General features: G+C 67.1%; 19 protein-coding genes. 8 read left to right on the forward strand and 11 right to left on the reverse strand.

Translation table 11 applies throughout. The features are described from left to right. Positions 1–201 precede the first annotated feature (201 nt). Complete coding sequence (locus CXY91_RS09365; protein WP_100960637.1) at positions 202–2,979, forward strand: Rne/Rng family ribonuclease; 2,778 nt, start codon at positions 202–204, stop codon at positions 2,977–2,979. 83 nt (positions 2,980–3,062) lie between these two features. Beyond that, a complete protein-coding gene (locus CXY91_RS09370) occupies positions 3,063–3,407 on the forward strand; it encodes a hypothetical protein (RefSeq protein WP_158673334.1) in 345 nt (114 codons plus the stop codon). Between the two features lie 12 nt (positions 3,408–3,419). Here CXY91_RS09370 and CXY91_RS09375 read toward each other — a convergent pair whose 3' ends face one another. The 7 genes from CXY91_RS09375 to CXY91_RS09405 form a co-directional block, all read right to left on the reverse strand. Then, positions 3,420–5,660: a mechanosensitive ion channel family protein gene (locus tag CXY91_RS09375; RefSeq protein ID WP_100960641.1), complete on the reverse strand. Its 2,241-nt coding sequence runs from the start codon at positions 5,658–5,660 to the stop codon at positions 3,420–3,422. 58 nt (positions 5,661–5,718) lie between these two features. Next, the gene (locus tag CXY91_RS09380) at positions 5,719–6,909 is read right to left on the reverse strand and encodes a pyridoxal phosphate-dependent aminotransferase (protein WP_100960643.1); all 1,191 of its coding nucleotides are present in this window, start codon (positions 6,907–6,909) and stop codon (positions 5,719–5,721) included. A 64-nt stretch (positions 6,910–6,973) separates the two neighbouring features. Then, entirely contained in the window at positions 6,974–7,540 is a 567-nt protein-coding gene (locus CXY91_RS09385; protein WP_100960646.1) for an ImmA/IrrE family metallo-endopeptidase, read from the reverse strand. A 61-nt stretch (positions 7,541–7,601) separates the two neighbouring features. Continuing rightward, complete coding sequence (locus tag CXY91_RS09390) at positions 7,602–8,564, reverse strand: Gfo/Idh/MocA family protein (protein WP_100960648.1); 963 nt, start codon at positions 8,562–8,564, stop codon at positions 7,602–7,604. A 58-nt stretch (positions 8,565–8,622) separates the two neighbouring features. Next, positions 8,623–9,777, reverse strand: a complete 1,155-nt coding sequence (locus CXY91_RS09395) for a GGDEF domain-containing protein (protein WP_158673335.1) — start codon at positions 9,775–9,777, stop codon at positions 8,623–8,625. Between the two features lie 283 nt (positions 9,778–10,060). Next, positions 10,061–10,528 (reverse strand): DUF2214 domain-containing protein, encoded by a 468-nt coding sequence (locus CXY91_RS09400; protein ID WP_100960652.1) that lies wholly within the window; start codon positions 10,526–10,528, stop codon positions 10,061–10,063. 6 nt (positions 10,529–10,534) lie between these two features. Then, positions 10,535–10,924 (reverse strand): DUF6152 family protein, encoded by a 390-nt coding sequence (locus CXY91_RS09405; RefSeq protein ID WP_100960654.1) that lies wholly within the window; start codon positions 10,922–10,924, stop codon positions 10,535–10,537. A 163-nt stretch (positions 10,925–11,087) separates the two neighbouring features. Here CXY91_RS09405 and tenA point away from each other — a divergent pair, with 163 nt between their 5' ends. Beyond that, the gene (gene tenA, locus CXY91_RS09410; RefSeq protein ID WP_100960861.1) at positions 11,088–11,756 is read left to right on the forward strand and encodes a thiaminase II; all 669 of its coding nucleotides are present in this window, start codon (positions 11,088–11,090) and stop codon (positions 11,754–11,756) included. A 39-nt stretch (positions 11,757–11,795) separates the two neighbouring features. On the opposite strand, the gene CXY91_RS09415 is transcribed toward tenA, so the two are convergent. Together CXY91_RS09415 and CXY91_RS09420 are read right to left on the reverse strand one after the other, a co-directional pair. Then, a complete protein-coding gene (locus tag CXY91_RS09415) occupies positions 11,796–12,722 on the reverse strand; it encodes a CobW family GTP-binding protein (RefSeq protein WP_100960658.1) in 927 nt (308 codons plus the stop codon). A 4-nt stretch (positions 12,723–12,726) separates the two neighbouring features. After that, positions 12,727–14,220 (reverse strand): amidohydrolase family protein, encoded by a 1,494-nt coding sequence (locus CXY91_RS09420; RefSeq protein WP_100960660.1) that lies wholly within the window; start codon positions 14,218–14,220, stop codon positions 12,727–12,729. A gap of 210 nt (positions 14,221–14,430) precedes the next feature. Here CXY91_RS09420 and CXY91_RS09425 point away from each other — a divergent pair, with 210 nt between their 5' ends. Next, the gene (locus CXY91_RS09425; RefSeq protein WP_199777385.1) at positions 14,431–14,661 is read left to right on the forward strand and encodes a type II toxin-antitoxin system CcdA family antitoxin; all 231 of its coding nucleotides are present in this window, start codon (positions 14,431–14,433) and stop codon (positions 14,659–14,661) included. 4 nt (positions 14,662–14,665) lie between these two features. Then, the gene (locus CXY91_RS09430; RefSeq protein WP_158673336.1) at positions 14,666–14,977 is read left to right on the forward strand and encodes a CcdB family protein; all 312 of its coding nucleotides are present in this window, start codon (positions 14,666–14,668) and stop codon (positions 14,975–14,977) included. Positions 14,978–15,052: 75 nt separating this feature from the next. Here the strand turns inward: CXY91_RS09430 and CXY91_RS09435 are convergent, their stop codons facing one another. After that, the gene (locus CXY91_RS09435; protein WP_100960666.1) at positions 15,053–18,778 is read right to left on the reverse strand and encodes a vitamin B12-dependent ribonucleotide reductase; all 3,726 of its coding nucleotides are present in this window, start codon (positions 18,776–18,778) and stop codon (positions 15,053–15,055) included. Between the two features lie 896 nt (positions 18,779–19,674). Here CXY91_RS09435 and CXY91_RS09440 point away from each other — a divergent pair. Together CXY91_RS09440 and CXY91_RS09445 are read left to right on the forward strand one after the other, a co-directional pair. Next, entirely contained in the window at positions 19,675–20,085 is a 411-nt protein-coding gene (locus CXY91_RS09440; RefSeq protein ID WP_091828610.1) for an NADH:ubiquinone oxidoreductase subunit NDUFA12, read from the forward strand. A gap of 127 nt (positions 20,086–20,212) precedes the next feature. Further along, complete coding sequence (locus CXY91_RS09445; protein ID WP_100960668.1) at positions 20,213–21,448, forward strand: MFS transporter; 1,236 nt, start codon at positions 20,213–20,215, stop codon at positions 21,446–21,448. On the opposite strand, the gene CXY91_RS09450 is transcribed toward CXY91_RS09445, so the two are convergent. Continuing rightward, positions 21,423–22,316 (reverse strand): alpha/beta fold hydrolase, encoded by an 894-nt coding sequence (locus CXY91_RS09450; protein ID WP_100960670.1) that lies wholly within the window; start codon positions 22,314–22,316, stop codon positions 21,423–21,425. The genes CXY91_RS09445 and CXY91_RS09450 overlap by 26 nt on opposite strands. Positions 22,317–22,482: 166 nt before the next feature. Between CXY91_RS09450 and CXY91_RS09455 the strand changes: the two genes are divergently transcribed. Beyond that, positions 22,483–23,067 (forward strand): CGNR zinc finger domain-containing protein, encoded by a 585-nt coding sequence (locus CXY91_RS09455; protein WP_100960672.1) that lies wholly within the window; start codon positions 22,483–22,485, stop codon positions 23,065–23,067.

The raw sequence follows: 23,067 nt of genomic DNA on the forward strand, positions 1-23,067 counted from the left end.
TGTTTCGTCGAAACCTCTCAGGTGGCGACGGGCTGATTGCCCGCTCCGCCACCCGCTCCCGTCGTCCGTCCCAGACCGAACTGCTCTCCCTGCAACAGGCCGGCTTCAGCCGGCAAACGCGCGGTGCCCCTGCCCGCGGCCGTGGACGCATGTCCGCGGCCCGGCGGATTGCCGAGGCCGCCGCGCCAATGGAATTGTGCCATGGCCAACAAGATGCTCATCGACGCCACCCACCCGGAAGAGACCCGGGTCGTGGTGTCTCGCGGCTCGCGTATCGAAGAGTTTGATTTCGAATCAGCCAGCCGCAAGCCGCTCCGCGGCAATATCTATCTGGCGAAAGTGACGCGGGTGGAGCCTTCGCTCCAGGCCGCCTTCGTCGAGTATGGCGGCAACCGCCACGGCTTCCTCGCCTTCTCCGAGATTCATCCGGACTACTACCAGATCCCGGTCGCCGACCGGCAGGCCCTGCTCGCCGAGGAAGCGCGCGCCGAGCGCGAAGAGGAGCGCGACGAGGAGAAGCGCGAGCGCCGTGGCCGCCGTGGCCGCCGCGACCGCGACAACCGGCCCAAGCGCGCCGCCGAGAGCGGCGAGACCGTCAGCGCCGAGGTCGATGCCGGCGCCGCTCAGCCCGGGGACCTGGTCGAGACCAACGGCAAGGAAGCGGCCATGGTCAACGAAGGCGCCCCCGCCTTCGGCGAGAGCTTCGCGCCCGAGATCGCCGAATCCGCCAATGAGGACGCGGCCGAGAATTCCGCGCCGCTGACCTTCGAGACCACCGCCGAGGCGCCGGTCTCCGAGGATGGCGACGAAGCGGCTGAAGCGCGCCGCCCGTCGCAGGACGACGAAGACGGCGAGGAGAACAGCGGCGACGAAGCCCAGGAAGAGCCGGAGCAGCTCGGCGGCGGCGACGCTCTCGACGACATGCCCGAGCGCCCGCGCAATCTGCGTCGCCAGTACAAGATCCAGGAGGTGATCAAGCGCCGCCAGATCATCCTGGTCCAGGTCGTCAAGGAGGAGCGCGGCAACAAGGGCGCGGCCCTCACCACCTACCTCTCGCTCGCCGGCCGCTATTCGGTGCTGATGCCGAACACCGGCAAGGGCGGCGGCATATCGCGCAAGATCACCAATGCCGAGGACCGCAAGCGCCTCAAGGAGATCGCCCAGGAGCTGGAGGTGCCGGAGGGGATGGGCATCATCCTGCGCACCGCCGGCGCCTCCCGCACCAAGCCGGAGATCAGGCGCGACTACGAATATCTGATGCGGATGTGGGAGAGCGTTCGCGAATTGACGCTCGGCTCGGTCGCTCCGGCGCTGGTCTATGAGGAGGGCAACCTCGTCAAGCGCTCGATCCGCGACCTCTACAACAAGGACATCGACGAGGTTCACGTCGCCGGCGAGAGCGCCTATCGCGAGGCCAAGGACTTCATGCGCATGCTCATGCCGAGCCATGCCAAGAGCGTGAAACCCTATCGCGAGCAGACCCCGCTCTTCGCCGCCTTCGGCGTCGAGAGCCAGCTCGACGCGATGTTCTCGAACACGGTGACGCTGAAGTCGGGCGGCTATATCGTCATCAACCAGACCGAGGCGCTGGTCGCGATCGACATCAACTCCGGGCGCTCGACCCGCGAACACAACATCGAGGACACCGCCCTCAAGACCAATCTCGAAGCTGCCGAGGAAATCTCGCGCCAGCTGCGCCTGCGCGACCTTGCCGGCCTCATCGTGATCGATTTCATCGACATGGAGGAGAATCGCAATAACCGCGCGGTCGAGAAGAAGCTGAAGGAGTGCCTGAAGAACGACCGGGCCCGCATCCAGGTCGGCCGCATCTCCGCCTTCGGCCTGCTGGAGATGTCGCGCCAGCGCATCCGCACCGGCGTGCTCGAGAGCTCCTCGGTGCCCTGCCCGCATTGCGCCGGCGCCGGCCTCGTCCGCTCGACGCCCTCCATCGCGCTGCAGATCCTGCGCGCCCTCGAAGAGGCGCTGATCAAGAGCGCCTCGCATAATCTCGAGGTCCGCACCCGGCCCGAGGTCGCGCTCTATGTGCTCAACCAGAAGCGCGCCCATCTGCGCGACCTGGAGGAGCGCTTCAACATCACGATCACCGTCTCGGCCGACGCGGCCTTGCTCGGCACCCGCTATTTCGAGGTCGAGCGCGGCGAGTTCGTCGGCAACGAGAACCGCGTCGTGCCGGTCTCCAGCATGCGCGCCGAAGCGATCATCGACGAGCCCGAGGACGAGGACATCGTCGAAGTCGAGGTTGAGGCCGAGGCAGAGATTGAAAGCGGGGCCGAACGTGAGACCGCGGCTGAGCCGCGCGCCGCTGCCGAGGGCGAAAGCCAGGAGAGTCGCGACGGGCGCCGCCGGCGTCGGCGCCGGCGTCGCCGGCGTGGTGGCGAGCGTGACGGGCAAGACCAGCAGGGCGCTGCCGAGGGCGACGACCAGGCCGAAAGCGACGAAGACGACTCCGGCGAGGACGAGAACACTGCTTCGGCTCCTGTCGCGGCTACCCCCGAGGATGAAGCTCCGGCCGTGACCGAAGCGCCTGCTGCGGAACCGGAGGCCGACGCCAAGCCGAAGCGGGCGCGCCGCGGCCGTGCCAAGAAGGCGGAGGCAGAGACAGAGGCACAGTCTGAAACCGCCGAAGCCCCCAAGAAGGCTGTGAAGGAAGCTGCCAAGGCAGTGGAGAGCGCAGCGGAGAGCGTCGCCGAGCCGGCGGAAAAGCCCAAGCGGAGCCGCTCGCGCAAGAAGGTCGTGCCGATCAGCGAAGATGGCGTCGCCGCCGCCCCGGCTGAGGTCGCGCCTGCTCCCGAGCCGGCAACGCCTGAAGCCGTTGCCGCTCCGGCCCCCGAACCGGTCGTCGAAGCGGCGCCTGCTCCACGGGTCGTCGAGGAGCCCGTCGCGGTCGTGCTGACGCCGCCGGATCCGGACCGGCCTAAGCGCGGTGGCTGGTGGAACAAGCTGGCCGGACGCAAGTGATATCAGGGCCGTCGCGAGCGATCGCGGCGGCCTTTTCCTTAGGCGGAGAGCATATGCGGCCACCGCGAAACGCCGAGCGAGTCGTGATCGCCGCCCTTGCCTGCGCCGGCTTGATCGGCGTGGCCGTCATCGCCCAGCAGGCGATCGGCTGGCTCGGCGTCGGCCTCATCGGCCTGTTCACCCTTTTCGTTGCGGTGCGCTACGAGCTTGAGGGGAATCTGCCGGTCGGCCCGCAGATGACGCCCGATCTCTATGCCAGCCAGTTCGGCAAGTACGGCCGCGAGCACGACGCCGAGCGCGCCGATCGGCGCCATGCATGGCAGCGCCAGCTCTCGGCCGCCCGCCTCGCCGCCGGCATGGGGACTCTGCTGGCTCTCGTCGGCTTCGGCTTCTTCCTCATCCTGGAATTCGGGCAGCAGACCGGCTGAGCGGGACTTGCTTCACTCCGCCGCCGGTGCGAGCGGCGTCGGCGGCGGGATGGTCGCTATCGCCGCGGCAGCGCTCTTGCCGCTCCCTTCCTTTACGGTGACGGCATTGGAGGCGAAAGGCACTTCCGCCTCGATCAGCCCGCGATAGACCCGCTTCAGCGCCTCGCGCTGCAGCATCGAGGCCTGGTTCGGCTTGGCGGTGAATTTCAGCCTGATCACGATCGCCGCTTCGGTGATGTCGGCGACGCCCTGCATCTTGAGCTGGGCGATGAAATGCGGCCCGTATTCCGGATCCTCCAGCAGCGCCGCCCCGATCTTCTTGATCGTCTTGCGCGCCTTCTCGATGTCGGCGGAATGGTCGAGGCGGACGTTGAACTTCACCGTCGCCCAGTCGCGGCTGGCATTGGTCAGCGACTGGACCTGGCCGAACGGCACGGTGTGGACCTGGCCGCTCTGATGGCGGAGCTGCATCGAACGCAACGAGATCTTCTCGACCGTGCCCTTGAGCCGGCCGGTATCGACATATTCGCCGACGCGGAAAGCGTCCTCCAGCATGAAGAAGAAGCCGGAGACGATGTCGCGCACCAGCGCCTGCGAACCGAACGAAATCGCGAGGCCGAGGATGCTGAAGGCCGCCAGCAGCGGACCGATATCGACACCCAGGCGCGACAGCAGGACGAGCCCGGTCAGGCCGAACACGGCGGTGAGTACCACGCCGCGCAGGATCGGCATCACGGTCGCCAGCCGTGACGGCACATGGTCGTGCGAAACCGCATCCTCATCGGCCGGGCCAGCCACAGCCCGGGGCGGCGCATAGGCGTCGAAGAAGCTGCGCAGGAAAACGATCGCGACCCAGCCCGCGAAGGCGAGCACGGCAACGCCCCCCGCCTGGCGCATCAGCACGGCGAACTGATCGGAACTGACGCCAAAAAGGAAGCCGGCCCAGAGCCGCGCCAGCAAATAGAAGCCGCCGGCCCAGATCGCGCCGCCGGCGGCAGCCCGCAGCGCATGTCCGACCGCGAGCGAAAGCGGCGCCTTCTCGCCCATCGCCGCCGCATGTGCCTGCCGGCAGGCCATCAGGCTGGTAACGCCGACCGCCAGGATCGGTGCCAGCACGATGATGAATTGCGTCAGTGCGGCAGCCTCCGCCCAGCGCGCGCCCCCCTCCATCATCGAGGAGGCATTGCCGACCATCCAGATCAGCACGGCGAGCGCTGCATAGAGCCAACCCGTCGTCCACGCGATCACGCGGCGCGCCGGCCCGGGCTCATGGGCCGAGGCAAGGATGAGCGCCGCAAGATCGTGCCGTGCATCGATGAACCACCAGACCTTGAACAAGGTCGAGACAATGCTGACCAGGGCGAACAGCCCGACGACGGCTCCAGGGCCGGTGGCATGCTGGATCGACACCGTCGCCGTCAGCAGTACGGGTGTGAGAATGCCGAAGAAGATCAGGAATTTGAAAGCCCGCTCGGCCCGCGGCAGCGGCATGATCCGACGTTCCGAGGCCCCGGGAGCGAGCAGGAAGCGTCCGAGGATCAGATATCCGGAGCCAATGGTGAGGCCGTTGGCGATCGTGCGCAGCACCATATGGGCAAGGTCGGGCTCCGGCAGCCAGAATTTGCGGACCGCATGCAGCGCTGCAAGCCAGAGCCCGAGTGTCGCCAGGTCCTGCAGCAAGCCCCAGGACGACGCGATCAGGCGCGGCGTGAACTCCGGCCCTTGCGGCTGCAGCCGGCGCGTGAACCAATCTTTGGTCGCGAGCCGAAACAGCCAGGCTACGGCAAACGCGAGTACAACGGCCACCGAAAGCCACCAGCCGGCCGAACCATTGCGGTTCTGCGCCCAGGCAGCACGCCAGGCGTCCGGTATCTGGGCAACGCGCGGCAAGGCTCCGAGGCCTTGCGTCACGCCATCGACGAAATGGTCCCAGAACGCCTCGGCAGGCGTTTCGCTTTCGGCGGGAGCACTGGCTGGCGGTGCAGCACCAGGGCTCGCTGGCGCGGCGGCCGGCGCGACTGGGGCCTTGACCTCGTCCTTGCCGGCGATCCTGATCTCGACCTTGCGGCCGCCGGTCGACAGGGCATCGACCAGGTTGCGCACCGTCTCGGGCGTCTCGTCGCCGCGCAGCGTCAGGACCGGCGCAGCGTCCGTCTTGGCCTGCTGCGCGGCGCCCGGGCCCGCGGCGACGCCAGCCAGCAGCGCCGCCGCGCACAACGCCATGGCTTTCAGCCAGTTCCGCATCGCGACCATGTCCTGCCCCCAAGCCGGATCAGATTGAGTCTACCGCTTCGCCTTGGCAAGCGCCGCTTCAACGCGTCTTCAGCCAGCGCTCCAGGCGCGCCACCGCCTCCTCGCATTCGGCCAGCGAGCCGGCGAAGGAAAGCCGCACCGTCCTCGCCCCGCGCTCCTCGTCGAAATCGAGCCCTGGCGTGATCGCAACGCCGGCATTCTCCAGAGCGTCCCGGCAGAAGCTCATGGAATCGTTTGAATATCGCCCGATGTCGAGATAGATGTAGAAGGCGCCGTCGACGGGCAGGAAATCGCCCAGCCCGATCTCCGGCAACGCCTTCAGCAGGTAAGCACGGTTTTCCGCGTAGCCGGCCTTGATCGCTTCGCATTCATCGGTTGCGTCGAACGCGGCCTCGCCTGCGACCTGGCTCAGCATCGGCACCGAGATCGAAAAATTCTGCTGCAGCCGCTCGATCACCCGCACCAACCGCTCCGGTACCACCAGCCAGCCGACGCGCCAGCCGGTCATGCAGTAGTACTTGGAGAAGGAGTTGACGATGATCGCGTCGGGGTCGGCGGCAAGCGCCGTCGTCGCCGGCCGCTCATAGGTCAGGCCGTGATAGATCTCGTCGGAGATGTACCAGAGGCCGAGCCGCCGGCATTCGGCCGCCACCGCAGCGATCGCCTCCGGCGTCATCACCACGCCGGTCGGATTGGCCGGGCTCATCGTCAGCACGCCGGCGAGCGGCCTTTCGGCATGGGCCTTGGCGATCAGCTGCGGCGTCAGCGCATAGCGCGTTTCCGGTCCAACGGGGATCGCGACCGGCTCGAGCCCGAGCGCGATCAGGATGTTGCGATAGGCCGGATAGCCCGGCGCGGTGATCGCGATGCGCGCCCCCGGCTCGAAGCAGGCGAGGAAGGAAAGGATGAAGCCACCGGAGGACCCGGTCGTCACCACGACGCGCTCGGCCGGCACCTCGACGCCGTAGGTGTCGCGATAGTGCTGCGCGATCCGGGACCGGAGCGAGCCGATGCCGAGCGCCTGGGTATAGCCGATGCGGCCATGCTCCAGCGCCCGCGCCGCGGCGGCCCGGATGCTGGCCGGCGTCGCCGCTGAAGGCTGACCAACCTCCATGTGCACGACCGAGCCGCCGCGCCGCTCGATCGCCTCGGCCGCGTTCATCACGTCCATGACGATGAAGGGCGAAACGCCCTGCGCGCGTTGCGCGGGCTTCGGCGCCGGCGGCAGGCCGGTAGCGGCGATGGTCATGGCGTCCTCGATAGCAGTCACGTTGCCCGAGCCATGCCCTGCGGGCGCGCCGACCGCAAGCGGCTCAGAGGTCGAGCGAGCCTTGCCGCGAAGACAGGGCTCGTGCGCTCTCGCCGGATTTCAGCTCGCTATGGCGCACGATCGCGGCGCTCATGCTGACCCGATAGCGCTCGCTGAGCGCGGTCGCGTCGAGCCGGCGCACCGCCGGGGTGTCCGGAATCAGGAAGGCGGCCGCATAGCGCCGCGCCTGATATTCCATCGACCGGAGCTTCGCCGAAACCCGCTCGGCCCGTCCGCCGGCCGGCCCTCGGTTCAGACTGCCCTCATGGCCGAGCAGCGCATGGCCGATCTCGTGCGCAACCGTCATCAGCGCCCTGCCCTCGCCGCGTTCGGCTGCCTGGAACACCGCCTCCGGAAGCAGCAGCCGCTCGGCTTGCGAATCCCACTGTGCCTCGGCCTCGCCGAGCGCGCCGTCCAGCACCCGCTCATAGGAGAATTCGGGGTAGCGCGCCTTGAGCCTCGCCAGCAGCACAGCGACCTCTACGGCCTCGTCGTCGCGAAAGCCGAGCCCGCGCCGATGCGCCAGGGCGCGAGCGTCGATCTGCGCATCGGTGAGGAAGGCATGGCGCATCGGCAGGCCTCCTGAGCCCGCCGATCATAGTGCCCTTGCCATGCCATCTCAACGAAGGCGGTCAGCTCGCCAGGATCGCCTCGACGATCTCCTGGACATTCAGCGCTTCTTCCAGCGTCGCCAGCTGGTGCGCCTCGCCGCGCGCCAGCTTGGCGACGCCTTCGAGCTGCCGCTTCAGCGCGACCGGCCGCGCTTCGAGCTGCGTCAGCGCATCCGGAGCCCGCTGCCAGGAGCCGTCCGGCTGGCGCTGCTCGGCCAGCGACCAGTCGCAGAGCCGGATCGCGCCGCCCTCACCTTCCAGCATCCAGATGTTGTGATCGTCCTTTGGCGTCGTGCCGACGCTGCCGATCAGCGTCACCGGGATGTCGCCCGCCATCAGGCGCGCCTCGATCCGGCGTTCAGACTTGCCCTCCTCCGGGAAGGAGACACTGGCCTGCAGGCCGTGGAGCACCCCGCCGAGCCGCCGGCTCAGGAAGAGGAAATGCGAGACGACCTCGCGGGTGAAGCCGCCCTGTTCGCGCCGGTCGAGCCAGCCTGCCGCATCGGCCTGCCAGGAGCGTGGCCAGGTTGCGAAGGCGACCTCGATTGAGATCCGCCGGTTGCCGCCGACGCCGCCGGCCCAGTCCTGCAATTGCGCGACCGCCGGCGAGGAGGCGAACGGGAAATTGACTGCTCCGCGCACACCCGCCTCGGCGACGAAGGCACGGGAATCGGCGACGTCGATCGCGAGCGGCTTCTCGCAGAAGACGGTTCTGCCGGCCGCGAGCGCGGCGCGGGCATGGCCGAGATGCGAGGCCGGCGGCGAGGCGATGTAGACGCAGTCGCTCGCCGCGATCACAGCGGCCGCATCGGGCTTCTGCGCGACATCAGGCAGCTCGCTGCCGATCCGCGCCAGCGCCTCGCCGGACGGGTCCCAGATGCCGGCAGCGCGCACCAGCTCCGGCGATTGCGCCAGGATCGCGCGCAGCATGCGCTCGCCCATGATGCCGGCGCCGATCAGGCCGATGGAAACGGGTGCGGACATGGCAAATCTCTCATCGCGTCAGGACGCAGGCCGCATAGCAGCTCGGCAATGCAGCAGGCTACCCCGCCCGGCGTTCGCCGCCCTTGATCAGCTCGACCCGGTTCCGGCCCGAAGCCTTGCCGGCATAGAGCGCCGCGTCGGCGCGCCGGTAGAGATCGGCCGCCGTCTCCTGCCCGTCGAACCCGACCGCCCCCATGCTGACGGTGATGTATGACGCCGTCGGCGACGCTGCGTGCTCGATCCTGAGCTCGGCGATCGCCTGCGCGACCCGTTCCAGCCGCTCCTGAGCCCTCTGCGGCGTGGTGTCGTAGAGCAGCAGGCCGAATTCCTCGCCGCCGAGTCGCCCGACCATGTCCATCGGCGGACGCAGCTTGCTGTCGATCGCGCGGGCGATCAGGGCCAGCGCGATGTCACCGGCCTGGTGGCCATAGCGGTCGTTGTAGCGCTTGAAATGGTCGACATCGAGCACCGCGAAGACGACCGGCACCCGCTCGCGCCGCGCCTGCAGCAATGCCATCGCGACATGCTCCTCGAAACCGCGCCGGTTGGCGATGCCAGTGAGCGCATCCGACATTGCCCGGCTGTGCAGCATGCGGCGTAGCAGGAACTGGTCGCGCTCGGCTCTCTCGCGCAGCCAGGCACCGACGGCACTGACGAATACTGCGAAGAACAGCAGGATCGACAGCCGCCCATGCTCGGCCAGTTGCGCCGGTTCGAGCATCAGCACGCCGAGCACAGTGGTGAACACCGCGATCAGCAAAGCGATGCCCAGGCTCTGCAGGAAGGTCAGCCCGACCGGCAGGAAGACAGCAGCAATGATCACGAGCTGGGCGATGTCGGCCTGCGGCAGGCCGCGCAGCTTGTACATGTTGGCGATGAAGGCGCAGGTCACCCCGATCAGCGCCAGCGCCAGCATGGTGAGGTGGTGATAGGCATGGGCCTGGCGGTTGCGGCGCACGATCCAGAGCAGGCGCAGGATCACGGCGAGCGTCCCCAGCCTCAGCACGATCGCGAGTTCGACGAAGCTGTCCTGGCTCCCGATCGCGATGAGATTGTCGAGGCGCGTCAGGTCGAGCCCGATGAAGGTCAGCCAGATGCCGAGCGCCGTGATCAGGCAGACCAGCGTGCTGCGGCGCTGGTCGGCGCGCATGTGCTGCCGATACTCGCGTTCCAGCACCGGCTCGAAGCCGAGGCCGTCGAGGCGACGCGCCACCGCCCCAGCGCTCGGCGGTTCGCCCGCCGGCTCGGCATGCCTGAAGATCGGATCGTGGCGTGGGGCGTGCACGCGCAAGACAATGGCGGCAACTGGCTAACGCCGCTTTGACGGCGGGTGCTGGGCACACAGCTTTCGCCCGGCAGGGTTTCGCCCGCCTTGCCGCGATGGCTCGCATTCGATCGATTTCGGTGGCGCTTGACCTTCCATCAGGCGGAGGCGCTACCAGGTTGCCATGTCCATGACCGACCAGCGCAACACCATCGGCGAGGTCTCGGCCTGGTCAGACGAAGCCGATCCAGCGCCCGGCGACCAACACGCAGAGCCAGAGCGAGGCGGAAACCATGGCCAGCACCCGAACGCGCAGGCCGATCACACCGCCCGCCAGTGCCGGCTTCAAGCCATGATGCTGTAGCGCGATGTTGCCGAGCGCCAGCACCAGCAGGCCGAGCTTGCTCAGGAAGGCGGTGTTCCCGAGATATTCGCCCGGCTTCACTGTGAACAGCCAGAGCCCGGTCGTCAGCGCCAGCGCCAGCCCGAATGCGGCCGTGCGGATCAGGATCGGGCCGATCAGCGGCAGCGCCGAGGCGCGCAAGACGCCGGCCAGCCGGAGATCGAGCGGCAGGATCGCGCCGAGCAGCAGGCCGATTCCGAGGATGTGCGCGGCATTGACCAAGAGATATGCGGTGCCGGAGCGTTGCAGCAGCAGCGCTCCCGGCCAGTTACCGAGCCAGTCGATCACTGTCGCCACAGGCGCTCAGTTCGTTTTGATTCGCTCCGGATACATGTCGTAGTTCTTGCCACCGATGGTGATGCGTACCGCCTTCATCTGCCTTTTGCTGGCGTCCTGATGCCGGTTGCCGAGCACGGTGATGGCGTCGCCGACCTTCGCTGTGTCGCCGGTAAAATTGGCCCGTGCGGTCTGGCTGGGATTGCCGAGATCGATCTGCCAGAGGACGCCATCGGTCGCCGCGACCTGCAGCGTCGGATGCGGCGGCGCCATCGAGATCGCGCGGATCGTGCCCTTGAGCTCACTCTGCTCGTCGACCGCCCAGCCCCAGCCATGATGCGCCAGGGCCGGCAGCGCGAGAGCGGAAACCGCCGCTCCGCAGAGAAGCGCCCGCCGGCCGATCGCGAAACTGGTCATGGTCGCACCCTCCTGATTGTCCAGACACGGTGGAAGGCTAACGCGGCATCTGCACCCTGTCGCCGCCGGCGCGGATCAAACCTGCGTCATCCGCGGCACGCCGCGCAGCGGCGGTTTGCGCTATGACTGCCGCGCGAATCCGATCCGGAAGGAGCCTCAGGCCGTGGACATCTTCGACAGGTTGAAAGCCACCGCAGCCGCCGATTGGGCGTCCTATGTCGAACATGATTTCGTCCGGCAAATGGGCGACGGCTCGCTGCCGCAGGCCGCCTTCCGGACCTATCTCGTGCAGGACTATCTCTTCCTGATCCAGTTCGCCCGCGCCTATGCGCTGGCGGCGTATAAGAGCCGAACCCTCGCCGACATGCGCGCCGCCAAGGCCGGCCTGTCGGCGATCCTCGACCTCGAAATGGACCTGCATGTCCGGCTCTGCGGCCGCTGGGGCCTCTCGCCCGAGCAGCTTGAAGCCGCGCCCGAGCATCAGGCGACGGTCGCCTATACCCGCTTCGTGCTCGATTGCGGCGTCTCGGGCGACCTGCTCGACCTGCATGTCGCGCTCAGCCCCTGCATCGTCGGCTATGCCGAGATCGGCGCGAGGCTCGCGGCCGACCTAGGCCCGGCGCTCGAAACCCACCCTTATCGCGACTGGATCGGCGAGTATGCCGGGCAGGCCTATCAGCAGGTCGCCCGCGACGCCCGCCGCCATCTCGACGCGCTCGCGGCGCGGGCGATGACCGAAGCGCGCTTTTCCGAGCTCGCCGCCCTGTTCGGCCAGGCTTCGAAGCTGGAGGCCGATTTCTGGCAGATGGGGCTCGACACGCCGCAGACCTGAACCGAGACGCCTGCAATGCCTATGAGCCCCCCCGGGGGGCTATTTGGCCTGATGCCCACTCGCCCGGATCATCGCGTCATCGATGTCCACCTGAGTGATCCTGCCGATCTCCGCGATGAAGACGATTCTGGTGCCTCGCGCCGGCTCGTCCCGATCGAGAGGCGCCAGCGTGGCTCTCCCACCCGCGAGCTGAAAAAGATATCGGCCATCGGGCTTCTCGATCGTGTCGAGAAATCCCTTCGCGCGGACCAGCCGCGGCGCAAGCCGGCCGACGACCTGCTGAAAGCCGGCGAGCGAGATCGGCGCGCCGGATGTCCAGTTGAAGCTTTCGAAACGATCGATGCTCGGCCTTTTCGGGCGCGTCGTCCGCTCGCGAGCCGTCCCGACTTCAGGAAAGACAAGATCGAGCGGAAAATCGCCGCCGGTCGCCTCGACGAGGGTGGCCCTGCGGTTGATCTGCGACAGGGAGCGGCAACGCTCGTCGAGCGAGGCCTTATCGACGAGATCGCCCTTGCTGACGGCGAGAAGATCGGCGGCTCGCAGCTGGCTCAGGAACAGCGGGTCGTCGAGCAGCGCCTCCGGTGCCGCCGCATCGACGACGCACAGCACCGTCTCCAGGGGCGCTTCGCGCCAGATCACCGGGTCCATCAGGTTACGGATGATGTCTTCGGGATCGGCGACGCCGCTGGTCTCGATCACGATGGCTTCGGGGCGCGGGGTTCGCCGCAGCAGATTGGAGAGCGTCCGCAGCAGGTCGCCTTCCAGCGAGCAGCAGATGCAGCCATTAGCGAGGCTGACGACCCCGTCCTCCGCGCCGGCGATCAGCTCCGCATCGATGTTGATCGCGCCGAAATCATTGACGACGGCAGCGATGCGGCGCCCGTCCGCCTGTTGCAGGATGCGGTTGACCAGCGTCGTCTTGCCGGCTCCGAGAAAGCCCGTCACCAGCAGGATCGGAACCGGCATGGCGTCAGGCCGCCGCACTGAGCGGTCGGCGCACAGGCCGGCCCGGCCGGGCCGCGACGTCCATGACTCCGTCGGCGATGACCGGCTCCCCGCTGACGATGAGATGCCGGACGCCTTCCGCCGGTCGGTTCATCGCCGAAAACTCCGCCCGATCGGTCAGCGTGTCGAGGTCGAACACCACGACATCGGCATCGGCGCCAGCCTTCAGCCGGCCCTTGTCACGCATGGCGGGCGTGCTCGCGGCCAGGATCTCGGCCGGGATCAGGGTGCACTTCGCGATCCCCTCCTGCAGGCTGACCGCCTGCCGCTCGCGCACCCAGTGCCGCAGAAAGCGCGTGAAGGTGCCGGACGAGCGCGGATGCGAGGTCGCTTCATCCGGCAGCGGCCAGGCATCGCCGGTATAGGTCGATCCGTCCGGCATCGACCACGGCATGGCGTCCGAGGCGATCGCGCCACCGGGATACAGCACCGAGAGGTCGAGCATGTCGCGATGGCGGGCGTTGTTCTCGGTGTCGAGCACATGCCAGAGAACGAGCTGCGACGGGTCCTCCGACTGCGCGGACAGCAGGTCCTCGCGGTCCTGGATTCGGCGCCCGCTGGTGACGAGCTGGATCTGCTCGTAGCGGGTGTCATTGCGGCGCTCGAATTCGGGATCGCTGAAGAACGCCGCCGCGATCACCGTCGAGCCGGTGCCATAGGGATAGGCCTCCACCGTGATCGGCAGCCCCTGCGCCTGTGCCTTCCGGATCAATCGCTCGCACCGCTCGACATCGGTCTTGCTGGAGCTGTTGAAGTGGCAGATGTGCATATGCGCGCCGGTGGCGCCGGCATAGCCGATCAGGCGGATATAGGCCTCGGCCGCGCTCTTCGGGTCGGTGTTCGCCATATAGGCGATATGGGTGAAGGTCGGCACGCCGCGCTCGGCGGCGAGCTGGCAGAGCGCCGTCAGCTCCTGCACGCCGGCGCCGGGCGCATAGGCATTCAGGATGCCGATGCCGATGCCGCCCTCGTCGAGCCCCGCCGCGATGCGCTCGAGGATGTTCTGCTGTTCGGAGGGCGAGGAGATCTCATCCATCCAGCGCGGATCGCGCATCGCGCGTCCGAACGCTTCCAGCGACGATTCCTCGTTGATCCCGATCATCGCGCCGATCCGGGCGAAGGCCCAGTTCGTGGCGGCGCCGTAGTTCAGGATGCGGCCCTGCTCCGCCTGGCGGCGATACCAGGAGGCGACCGGCAGCACGCCGGCCTCGAGGTCCAGCGTCGTGGTGACGCCGTCGAAGGCCTGCATGCGGTCGGCCGGAATCGACTGGCCATGGGCATGAAGGTCGATGAAGCCGGGCGCGACGACCAGCCCCCGTGCGTCGATCACGCGCTCGGCGCTGCCGAGGCTGGAGCCGATCGCGACGATCTTTCCGTCCGCGACCGCGACATCGGCGATGCCATCATGGCCGCTTTCCGGATCGACGACACGGCCACCCGAAATCAACAGTCCGCTCATCTGCGCTTGCCCCTCATGCCTCGGTTGGCCCGCGACCAGCGACCGCGAAGCAGCCGATGTTGGCCGATCGGGAATTGCCGAGACAAGCGCGTTGCCGGTGAAGCGCCTTGGCGGATGACGCATGTCGGATTGGGGCTGAGCGCAGCCTTGATCTCGCCTGAGCAAGCGTGTCGCGTGACAGCACCTGCCTGATGTGCATAATCCATGCGCATGAACCGTGCTGCCAAGAGACCGATCAATCTTTCGCTGGATGCCGACCTGATCGAGGCGGCGCGAGCCCACGGGCTCAACCTCTCGGCCATCACCGAGGACGCTCTGCGGAAGCGGATCGCGGAAGAAGATGCTCGGCGCTGGCTCGCGGAGAATGGCGAAGCGATCACGGCCCAGAATGCCTGGACGGCCGAGCGCGGCCTGTTCTCCGACGAATTCCGCGGCTGGTGAGCGCGTGGCGCAATACGACGTCTACGAGCACCCCGGCGAGCGTCTGCGAGCAGAATATCCGTTCGTCATCGACCTTCAGGCCGATCTGCTTTCTTCGCTCGACACTCGCGTGATTGCGCCGCTGCGCCGAGCCGAATTGTTGCCGGCGATCAAGCGCCTGAACCCCGGTTTCACGATCAACGGCGCGAAGGTCGTTCTGGTGCCGACCGAGATCGTCGCAATCCGTCGCAGCCTGCTGGGGCCGCCCGTCGCATCACTGGCAAAGGAGCATTTCGCCATCACGGCGGCGCTCGATCTGATGCTGACCGGAATCTAGGCCCAAGGTTCACGCAAAAACGGCCGGAGCAAGCTCCGGCCGTCATCGCATCCATCTATCGACTTAGATCGAGCCTCACGAACACCCGGTCGTCGAGCCACACGTGTTGCACTTCAAACACGTGCCATTCCGCACCAGCGTAAAGTTGCCGCATTCGCCGCACGAGTCGCCGACATAGCCCTTCATGATCGCCTCGGCCCGGCGCTCGGAAGCGGTCGGCTGGGCGGCCGGCGCGGCGAAGCCGAGCTTGCTCATCTGCTCTTCGCCATAAGTCTCCGGCTCTTCCTTCAGCGCGGTGGCGCCGAGCGTCGAGATGCCGGTCACGCTGGCGCCACCGCGAGCGACCGCGTCGTTGGCCGCAGCGCCGCCCTGGATGGCGAGGAGGTTGATCGGCTTGCCGCGGCGGAAGCCCGAGGAGGCCAGCGGGGTCGAGGTGATCGGCCCGGCCGCATCCGGCGCCTTGCCCTGCTCGACGCCGCTGCCCATCACGTCATGGCCGATCTCGCTGGGATCGACATGGGCGAGGTCGTGCCGGCCGAGATAGGAGATCGCCAGCTCGCGGAAGACGTAGTCGAGGATCGAGGTCGCGTTCTTGATCGACTGGTTGCCCTGCACGAAACCCGAGGGCTCGAAGCGGGTGAAGGTGAAGGCCTCGACATACTCCTCCAGCGGCACGCCGTATTGCAGGCCGAGCGAGACCGCGATGGCGAAGTTGTTCATCATCGCCCGGAAGGCCGCGCCCTCCTTGTGCATGTCGATGAAGATCTCGCCGAGGCGGCCATCGGCATATTCGCCGGTGTGGACATAGACCTTGTGGCCGCCGACCACCGCCTTCTGGATGTAGCCGGTGCGACGCGCCGGCATCTTCTCACGCTCGCGGACACGTTCCACGCGTTCGACGACGCGCTCGACGATCTTTTCCGCGATCTGGGTAGCGCGCGCCGCCAGCGGCTGCTGGTAGAGCGCCTCGGTCGCCTCATCCGCGTCGTCGTCCTCGTCGGCGATCAGGGCTGAGTTCAGCGGCTGCGACAGCTTCGAGCCGTCGCGATAGAGCGCGTTCGCCTTCAGCGCCAGCTTCCAGGAGAGCAGATAGGCGCTCTTGCAATCCTCGACGGTGGCGTCGTTCGGCATGTTGATGGTCTTGGAGATCGCGCCCGAGATGAAGGGCTGCGCCGCCGCCATCATGCGGATATGGCTCTCGACCGAGAGATAGCGCTTGCCGATGCGCCCGCAGGGGTTGGCGCAGTCGAAGACGTTGTAGTGCTCCTTCTTCAGGTGCGGCGCGCCTTCCAGCGTCATCGCCCCGCAGACATGGACGTTGGCGGCCTCGATCTCGGCCTTGCTGAAGCCGAGGAAGGGCAGGAGCTCGAACGACATGTCGTTCAGCTTCTCGGCCGGAACCTTGAGCGTGCCGGTGAGGAAATCCTCGCCCAGGGTCCACTTGTTGAAGACGAACTTGATGTCGAAAGCGCTCTTCAGCCCCTTCTCGACCGCCTCGATCTTCTCGTCGCTGAAACCCTTGGCCCGGAGCGAGCCGGGGTTGATGCCTGGCGCCTGCTTCATCGAGCCATGGCCGACGGCATAGGCCTCGATCTCGGCGATATCCGCCTCGCGATAGCCGAGCGCACGCAGCGCATCGGGAACCGCGCCGTTGATGATCTTGAAGTAGCCGCCGCCGGCGAGCTTCTTGAACTTCACCAGCGCAAAATCGGGCTCGATGCCGGTGGTGTCGCAATCCATGACCAGGCCGATCGTGCCCGTCGGCGCGATCACGGTCGACTGGGCGTTGCGGTAGCCGTGCTTCTCGCCGAGCGCCAGCGCCTCGTCCCAGCTCGCCTTGGCCCGCTCCGACACCGTCGCCGAGGAGCCGCCGAGGCGCTCCAGCGTGGCATGGTCGAGCGGCACCGGCGTGACCTGCAGGCCCTCATAGCCGGAGGCCTGGCCATGCGCCGCGACGCGGTGGTTGCGGATGACGCGCAGCATGTGCTGGGCGTTCTTCTTGTAGCCCGGGAAGGGGCCGAGCTCGCCCGCCATCTCGGCCGAGGTCGCATAGGCGACGCCGGTCATGATCGCGGTCAGGCCGCCGGCGAGCGCCCTGCCCTCGTCGCTGTCGTAGCCGAGGCCCATGGTCATCAGCAGGCCGCCGATATTGGCGTAGCCGAGGCCGAGCGTGCGGTACTCATAGGAGAGCTCGGCGATCTCGCGGCTCGGGAACTGCGCCATCGTCACCGAGATCTCGAGCACGATGGTCCAGAGCCGGCAGAGATGCTCGTAGCCGGCGACGTCGAAGGCCTTGCTCTGCCGGTCGTAGAACTGCAGCAGGTTGGCCGAGGCCAGGTTGCAGGCGGTATCGTCGAGGAACATGTACTCCGAGCACGGGTTCGAGGCGCGGATGCGTCCCGAGGCCGGGCTGGTGTGCCAGTCGTTCATCGTGGTGTTGAAGTGCAGGCCGGGATCGGCCGAGGCCCAGGCGGCGTAGCCGATCTTCTCCCAGAGGTCGCGCGCCTTCAGGGTCTTGGTGACCTTGCCCGTGGTGCGGCCGATCAGGTTCCAGTCGCCGTCATTCTCGACCGCGCGGAGGAAGTCGTCGGTCAGCGAGACGGAGTTGTTCGAGTTCTGGCCGGAAACGGTGAGATAGGCCTCCGAATCCCAGTCGGTGTCGTAGGTGTCGAACTGGATCTCGGTGTAGCCCTGCCTGGCGAACTGGATGACGCGCTTGATGTAGTTGTCAGGCACCATCGCCTTGCGGGCGAGCTTGATCTCTCGCTTCAGCGCCGGGTTCTTCTCGGGATCGAAGCAGGCATCGTCGGCGGCCTCGCAGTTGACGCAGGCCTTCATCACCGCCTTCATCGCCTTCTGGACGATCTTGGAGCCGGCGACGAGCGCCGCGACCTTCTGCTCCTCCTTCACCTTCCAGTCGATATAGGTCTCGATGTCCGGGTGATCGACGTCGACGACGACCATCTTGGCGGCGCGGCGGGTGGTGCCGCCCGACTTGATCGCGCCGGCGGCACGATCGCCGATCTTGAGGAAGGACATCAGGCCGGAGGAACGGCCGCCGCCGGCGAGCTTCTCGCCCTCGCCGCGCAGCATCGAGAAGTTCGAGCCGGTGCCCGAGCCATACTTGAACAGGCGGGCCTCACGGACCCAGAGGTCCATGATGCCGCCCTCGTTGACGAGGTCGTCCTGCACGCCCTGGATGAAGCAGGCATGCGGCTGCGGGTGCTCGTAGCTCGACTTCGACTTCACCAGCTTGCCGGTCTTGAAGTCGACGTAGAAATGGCCCTGGCTCGGCCCGTCGATGCCATAGGCCCAGTGCAGGCCGGTGTTGAACCATTGCGGCGAGTTCGGCGCGACCATCTGCGAGGCCAGCATGAAACGCAGCTCGTCATGGAAAGCGTGGGCATCCTCCTCCGAGGAGAAATAGCCACCCTTCCAGCCCCAATAGGTCCAGCAGCCGGCGAGCCGGTCGAAGACCTGCTTGGACGAGATCTCGGAGCCGAAACGCTTGTCTTCCGGCAGCTTGGCGAGCGCAGCCTCGTCGGGAACCGAACGCCAGAGGAAGGACGGGACGTCGTTCTCCTCGACCTTCTTGGACGCGGCCGGAACGCCGGCCTTGCGGAAGTACTTCTGTGCGAGCACGTCGCTCGCCACCTGCGACCAGGCCTCCGGCACCTCGATGCCTTCGAGCCGGAAGACGATCGAACCATCGGGATTGCGGATCTCGCTTACCGCCGAGCGGAACGGGATCGCCGCATAGGGCGACTGGCCGGCGGTGGTATGGCGGCGCTCGATGCGCATAAGCTTCGTCCCCAATGCTTGCCGCGGACGCATCATGGCGCCCCGCGCGGCCGGTTGCTCACCGGCTCCTGATGTCAGACCAACTCGGTTTGATGCTCCCGGACCCCGCGACGGTGTGCCCCGTCATCGGTTTCCTGATGCGGCCAGCCGGAGCACGCACGTCGCCGTTCGCCGTCGCCATCTCTGGCGCGCCGCGGTGATCGCCTTGACCCGTCTGGGAACTCGTTTCGCGGGTCGAAAAAGGCGTCTCCGCCAACCGTCACGCGACCGTCAAAATTTAGTCCCGATTGGGTCGCGCCGTCAAGGATTAGTGCGAGGCGATAGGTGTGGATACGACATCTTGTAGGGAGATGTGGATCATGGGGATAAGTTTCAAGGCACCTGCTAAGCTCAAGGAATCACATGTGGAATCGCGGCGCCGTTGCGAGCTTGCAACGATCCTTGCCGGTGTGAAATCACTAAAATCCGCCGGACCATGGTTAACAGGGCATCAACAGGACCTCGCGAACCCTACTAGTGGAAGTCCTCTCTGCAGCGGCAGCCACAAGTGCTTGAATCCGCGCGAAGCTTGGGCGGCTGGCGCGTCAACGAGGCTCATCGAAGGCGCTCCGAATCATGACCGAATCGTGGCGGGGACGCCGCGACGTGGCAGGCGAGATCGGTCGCACCGGCGTTCCGCCATGCTGGACAGCGACAGCTCCTGACCGGGCTTAGATGCAAGGGGCCGCGAGCGGCTGCCGCCAGGCACAGGCGATATCGAGAATGGCCATCATTACCTCGTGGCCATTCATCAACTCGAACCCGACGACGCTGCTGCGCCGGGCCGCACTGGACATCCCTCGCCTCGCTCTTCATAAGTCGGGCGACGGCTCCAAGGCCTGCGCGGACGCAAAGCGATGACCAAGACCCTGCTCCAGCTCTTCACCTGGTGGAACGGCCAGACGATCGGCACGCGGTTCCACACCTGGCGCTTCGGCGAGAAGGTCGGCGAGGACGAGTTCGGCAACGTCTACTACCGCACCAAAGGCGGCGTGAAGGACAAGGCGCTCGGCATCCAGCGCCGTTGGGTGGTCTACAACGGCCCGATCGAAGCCTCGATCATCCCGCCCGGCTGGAACGGCTGGCTCCATCACACCGTCGATGTCGCTCCCTCCGAGGAAAAGTATACCCCGCGCGAATGGCAGAAGCCGCACCAGCCGAATTACACCGGCACCGCCATGGCCTATCACCCGCCTGGCTCGACCCTCGGCGAGAACAAGACCCCGGCCGCGACCGGCGACTATCAGGCCTGGACGCCCGGCCGCTGACAGGCGGACGAAGATGCGAGCTCACGCCGGCGATGCCACGCATCGCCGGTTTTTGGTGCCTGGACGCAAGGGAACCAGGCTCGTCCTCGCCCGTTGATCGGCGCGCCGTTCTAGCCGCGAGATCGATATGGCCCCTGATCGCACCTCATCGGCTCGCGGGCCGCTCGACGCGCTGAACTTCTTCCTCGCCGATGTCCGCGACGGCCTCGGCCCCTATCTCGCGATCTACCTGCTGACGGTTCAGCACTGGGACGAGGCCTCGATCGGCTTCACGCTCTCGGCGGCGGGGATCACCGGAATCGTCGCGCAGACGCCGGCGGGTGCGCTGATCGATGTCGTACGGGCGAAACGCGCCATTCTCGTCGCCGCTGCGCTCGCGATCACGGCCGCTTCGCTCGCCATTCCGCTCTTTCCCGGCCTGGTGCCGGTCACGATCCTGCAGGCGATCTCGGGGGTCGCCGGCGCCGTGTTCCCTCCGGCGATCGCCGCGATCACGCTCGGCATCGTCGGACCGAAGGCTTTTGCGGCCCGGATCGGCCGCAATGAGGCCTTCAACCATACCGGCAACGCCGTCGCCGCTTTGCTCGCCGGGGCGCTTGCCTATTGGCTTGGCCCCGTCGCGGTCTTCTGGCTGATGGCGGCGATGGCGGTGGCCAGCATCGCCGCCACGCTGAGCGTGCCCGCGGCTGCAATCGATCACGACGTCGCCCGCGGCCTCGACAGCGCGTCCACGGGCTCCGGCGAGGCACGCCCGTCGGGCTTCAGCGTGCTTCTCGCCAACCCGCCTCTGCTGGTCTTCGCTGCGTCGACCACGCTCTTTCATTTCGCCAATGCGGCGATGCTGCCGCTCGTCGGCCAGAAGCTGGCGTTGGCCAATCCGGAGCTTGCCACCACCTTGATGTCGGCCTGCATCGTCGCAGCCCAATTGGTGATGGTCCCGGTCGCCCTCGTCGTGGGCGCCAAGGCCGATCGCTGGGGCCGCAAGCGGATCTTCGCGGTGGCGCTGGCGGTCCTGTGCCTGCGCGGCCTGCTCTACCCGCTCTCGGATGCGACGCCCTGGCTGATCGGCGTCCAGCTGCTGGACGGCGTCGGCGCCGGCATCTTCGGCGCGCTCTTTCCATTGATCGTCGCTGATCTCACCACAGGCACCGGCCACTTCAACGTCGCCCAGGGCGCCATCGCGACTGCGCAAGGCATCGGCGGCGCCCTGAGCACCTCTGTCGCCGGGGCGATCGTCGTCGGCTACGGCTACGGCGCGGCCTTCATCACGCTCGGCATCGCCGCTGGCATCGCGCTGGCGCTGCTGCTTCTGCTCATGCCGGAGCCCAGCACACGGACTACCGCGCAGGCAACCGCGCCATGAACGCCCGGATGCGTTCGGCGATCTCGCCGGCATGCGTCTCCAGCGCGAAATGGCCGGCGTCGAACAGATGCACCTCGGCGCCCGGCACCTGCTGCTTCAGATAGTCGACCCCCTGGAGCGTGAAGAACGGGTCGTTCTTCCCCCAGACGATCAGCATCGGCGGCTGGCGTTCGGTGAGGTAGCGCTGCCAGGCCGGATAGGCTGCGAAATTGCTCTGATAATCGTGCAGCAGCCGGAGCTGGATCTCGCGATTGCCCGGTCGGTCCAGCCCGGCCTGGTCCATCGTCCACGCATCGGGCGAGAGCCGTTCGGCCCGCGCGGCACCGTGGGTGTATTGGAAGCGCGTCGTCTCCGGCTTCAGCAGATCGGCGAAGGGCTTCTCGGTCTCGGCGTTGCGCTCGCGCCAGAACGGCCCCATCGACGCGGTGATCTCGGGGTTCCAGCCCTCGGCATTGGCGACGGCGTTCTGCACGATCAGCCCGCGCACCCGCTCCGGCCGGCGCAGCGCCAGGCGGAAGCCCACCGGGCCGCCATAGTCTTGCAGATAGAGCACATAGCTCTTCAGCCCGAGCCGATCGACCAGCGCTTCCACCACCTCGGCGAGGCGGTCGAAGCGATAATCGAACGCGGCCGGCGACGGCGCGCCGCTATGGCCGAAGCCGGGATAGTCGGGCGCGATCACCCGGTACTGCCCCGAAAGGCGCGGAATCAGGTCGCGAAACATGTGCGACGAGGACGGAAAACCGTGCAGCAGCAGGAGCGCCGGCGCGTCCTGCGGCCCGGCCTCGCGATAGAAGATCTCGGTACCGGCGATCTCGGTGGTGCGGAACTGAGTTGGGCCGGGCTCGGCGACGGCAACGGACGTCATGGCAAGAACTCCTGCGGCGAGGGTGATGGCGGCAAAGCGGCTGAGGGAACGGGGCATCGCGAGTGATGTAACCTCTGTTTATCTTCTTCAACGGTGTCACTTGATTTGACACCTGTCAATCGATAAATAAGCGGTTACAGATCGACATATCCCTCCGAGATCCGAGATGACGTCTGCGACAGAGGCTTCCAGCGAATTCCGCGACGGCTTCCCATTCGTCGGGGGTTCGACCTGGCTGGATCTGCTCAACACCACGCCCGCCGGCGAAACCGGTCCCCAGGAGCTGATCGATGGTCCCGAGCGGGCATTGGCCTGGCTGAGAGCGGCCGGCCTCGGCGATGCTGCCGGGGATGGAAGCGAGGCAATGACCGATCTGCGCACATTGCGCGCTGAGCTGCGGCCGGTCTTTGAGACGCTTGAGGCAGGCCAGCCGCTGCCCAATGCGGTTCTGGCGTCGGTCAACCGGCGGTTGGCCGGCCTCAACGGCCACCATGTCCTGCAGCGCGGGGACAATGGTCCCGCGCTCGGATTCGCGTTCGATCCCGCCGGGCCCGCCGCTCAGATCGCGCTCGATCTGGCTCGTTTCGTCTGCGAGGCCGAGCCGGCGCGGCTAAAGTGCTGCGCCGCCGATGATTGCACGCTCGTCTTCTACGATCGCGGCCGCAACAACACCCGGCGCTGGTGCACGATGAGCCTCTGTGGCAACCGCGACAAGGTCGCCCGCTTCCGCGCCAGGCGCGCTGCGCGCTGA

The organism is Allobosea sp. FBZP-16, assembly GCF_002831785.1.
In the GTDB taxonomy this organism is placed as follows: Bacteria; Pseudomonadota; Alphaproteobacteria; order Rhizobiales; family Beijerinckiaceae; genus Allobosea; species Allobosea lupini.

What these genes read in the sequence shown, in the direction of transcription:
- CXY91_RS09365 (WP_100960637.1), top strand. Translation starts at nt 202, where the DNA reads ATGGCCAACAAGATGCTCATCGACGCCACCCACCCGGAAGAGACCCGG.
- CXY91_RS09375 (WP_100960641.1), bottom strand. Translation starts at nt 5,660, where the DNA reads ATGGTCGCGATGCGGAACTGGCTGAAAGCCATGGCGTTGTGCGCGGCG.
- CXY91_RS09380 (WP_100960643.1), bottom strand. Translation starts at nt 6,909, where the DNA reads ATGACCATCGCCGCTACCGGCCTGCCGCCGGCGCCGAAGCCCGCGCAA.
- CXY91_RS09385 (WP_100960646.1), bottom strand. Translation starts at nt 7,540, where the DNA reads ATGCGCCATGCCTTCCTCACCGATGCGCAGATCGACGCTCGCGCCCTG.
- CXY91_RS09390 (WP_100960648.1), bottom strand. Translation starts at nt 8,564, where the DNA reads ATGTCCGCACCCGTTTCCATCGGCCTGATCGGCGCCGGCATCATGGGC.
- CXY91_RS09405 (WP_100960654.1), bottom strand. Translation starts at nt 10,924, where the DNA reads ATGACCAGTTTCGCGATCGGCCGGCGGGCGCTTCTCTGCGGAGCGGCG.
- CXY91_RS09415 (WP_100960658.1), bottom strand. Translation starts at nt 12,722, where the DNA reads ATGCCGGTTCCGATCCTGCTGGTGACGGGCTTTCTCGGAGCCGGCAAG.
- CXY91_RS09420 (WP_100960660.1), bottom strand. Translation starts at nt 14,220, where the DNA reads ATGAGCGGACTGTTGATTTCGGGTGGCCGTGTCGTCGATCCGGAAAGC.
- CXY91_RS09425 (WP_199777385.1), top strand. Translation starts at nt 14,431, where the DNA reads ATGAACCGTGCTGCCAAGAGACCGATCAATCTTTCGCTGGATGCCGAC.
- CXY91_RS09435 (WP_100960666.1), bottom strand. Translation starts at nt 18,778, where the DNA reads ATGCGCATCGAGCGCCGCCATACCACCGCCGGCCAGTCGCCCTATGCG.
- CXY91_RS09440 (WP_091828610.1), top strand. Translation starts at nt 19,675, where the DNA reads ATGACCAAGACCCTGCTCCAGCTCTTCACCTGGTGGAACGGCCAGACG.
- CXY91_RS09445 (WP_100960668.1), top strand. Translation starts at nt 20,213, where the DNA reads ATGGCCCCTGATCGCACCTCATCGGCTCGCGGGCCGCTCGACGCGCTG.
- CXY91_RS09450 (WP_100960670.1), bottom strand. Translation starts at nt 22,316, where the DNA reads ATGACGTCCGTTGCCGTCGCCGAGCCCGGCCCAACTCAGTTCCGCACC.
- CXY91_RS09455 (WP_100960672.1), top strand. Translation starts at nt 22,483, where the DNA reads ATGACGTCTGCGACAGAGGCTTCCAGCGAATTCCGCGACGGCTTCCCA.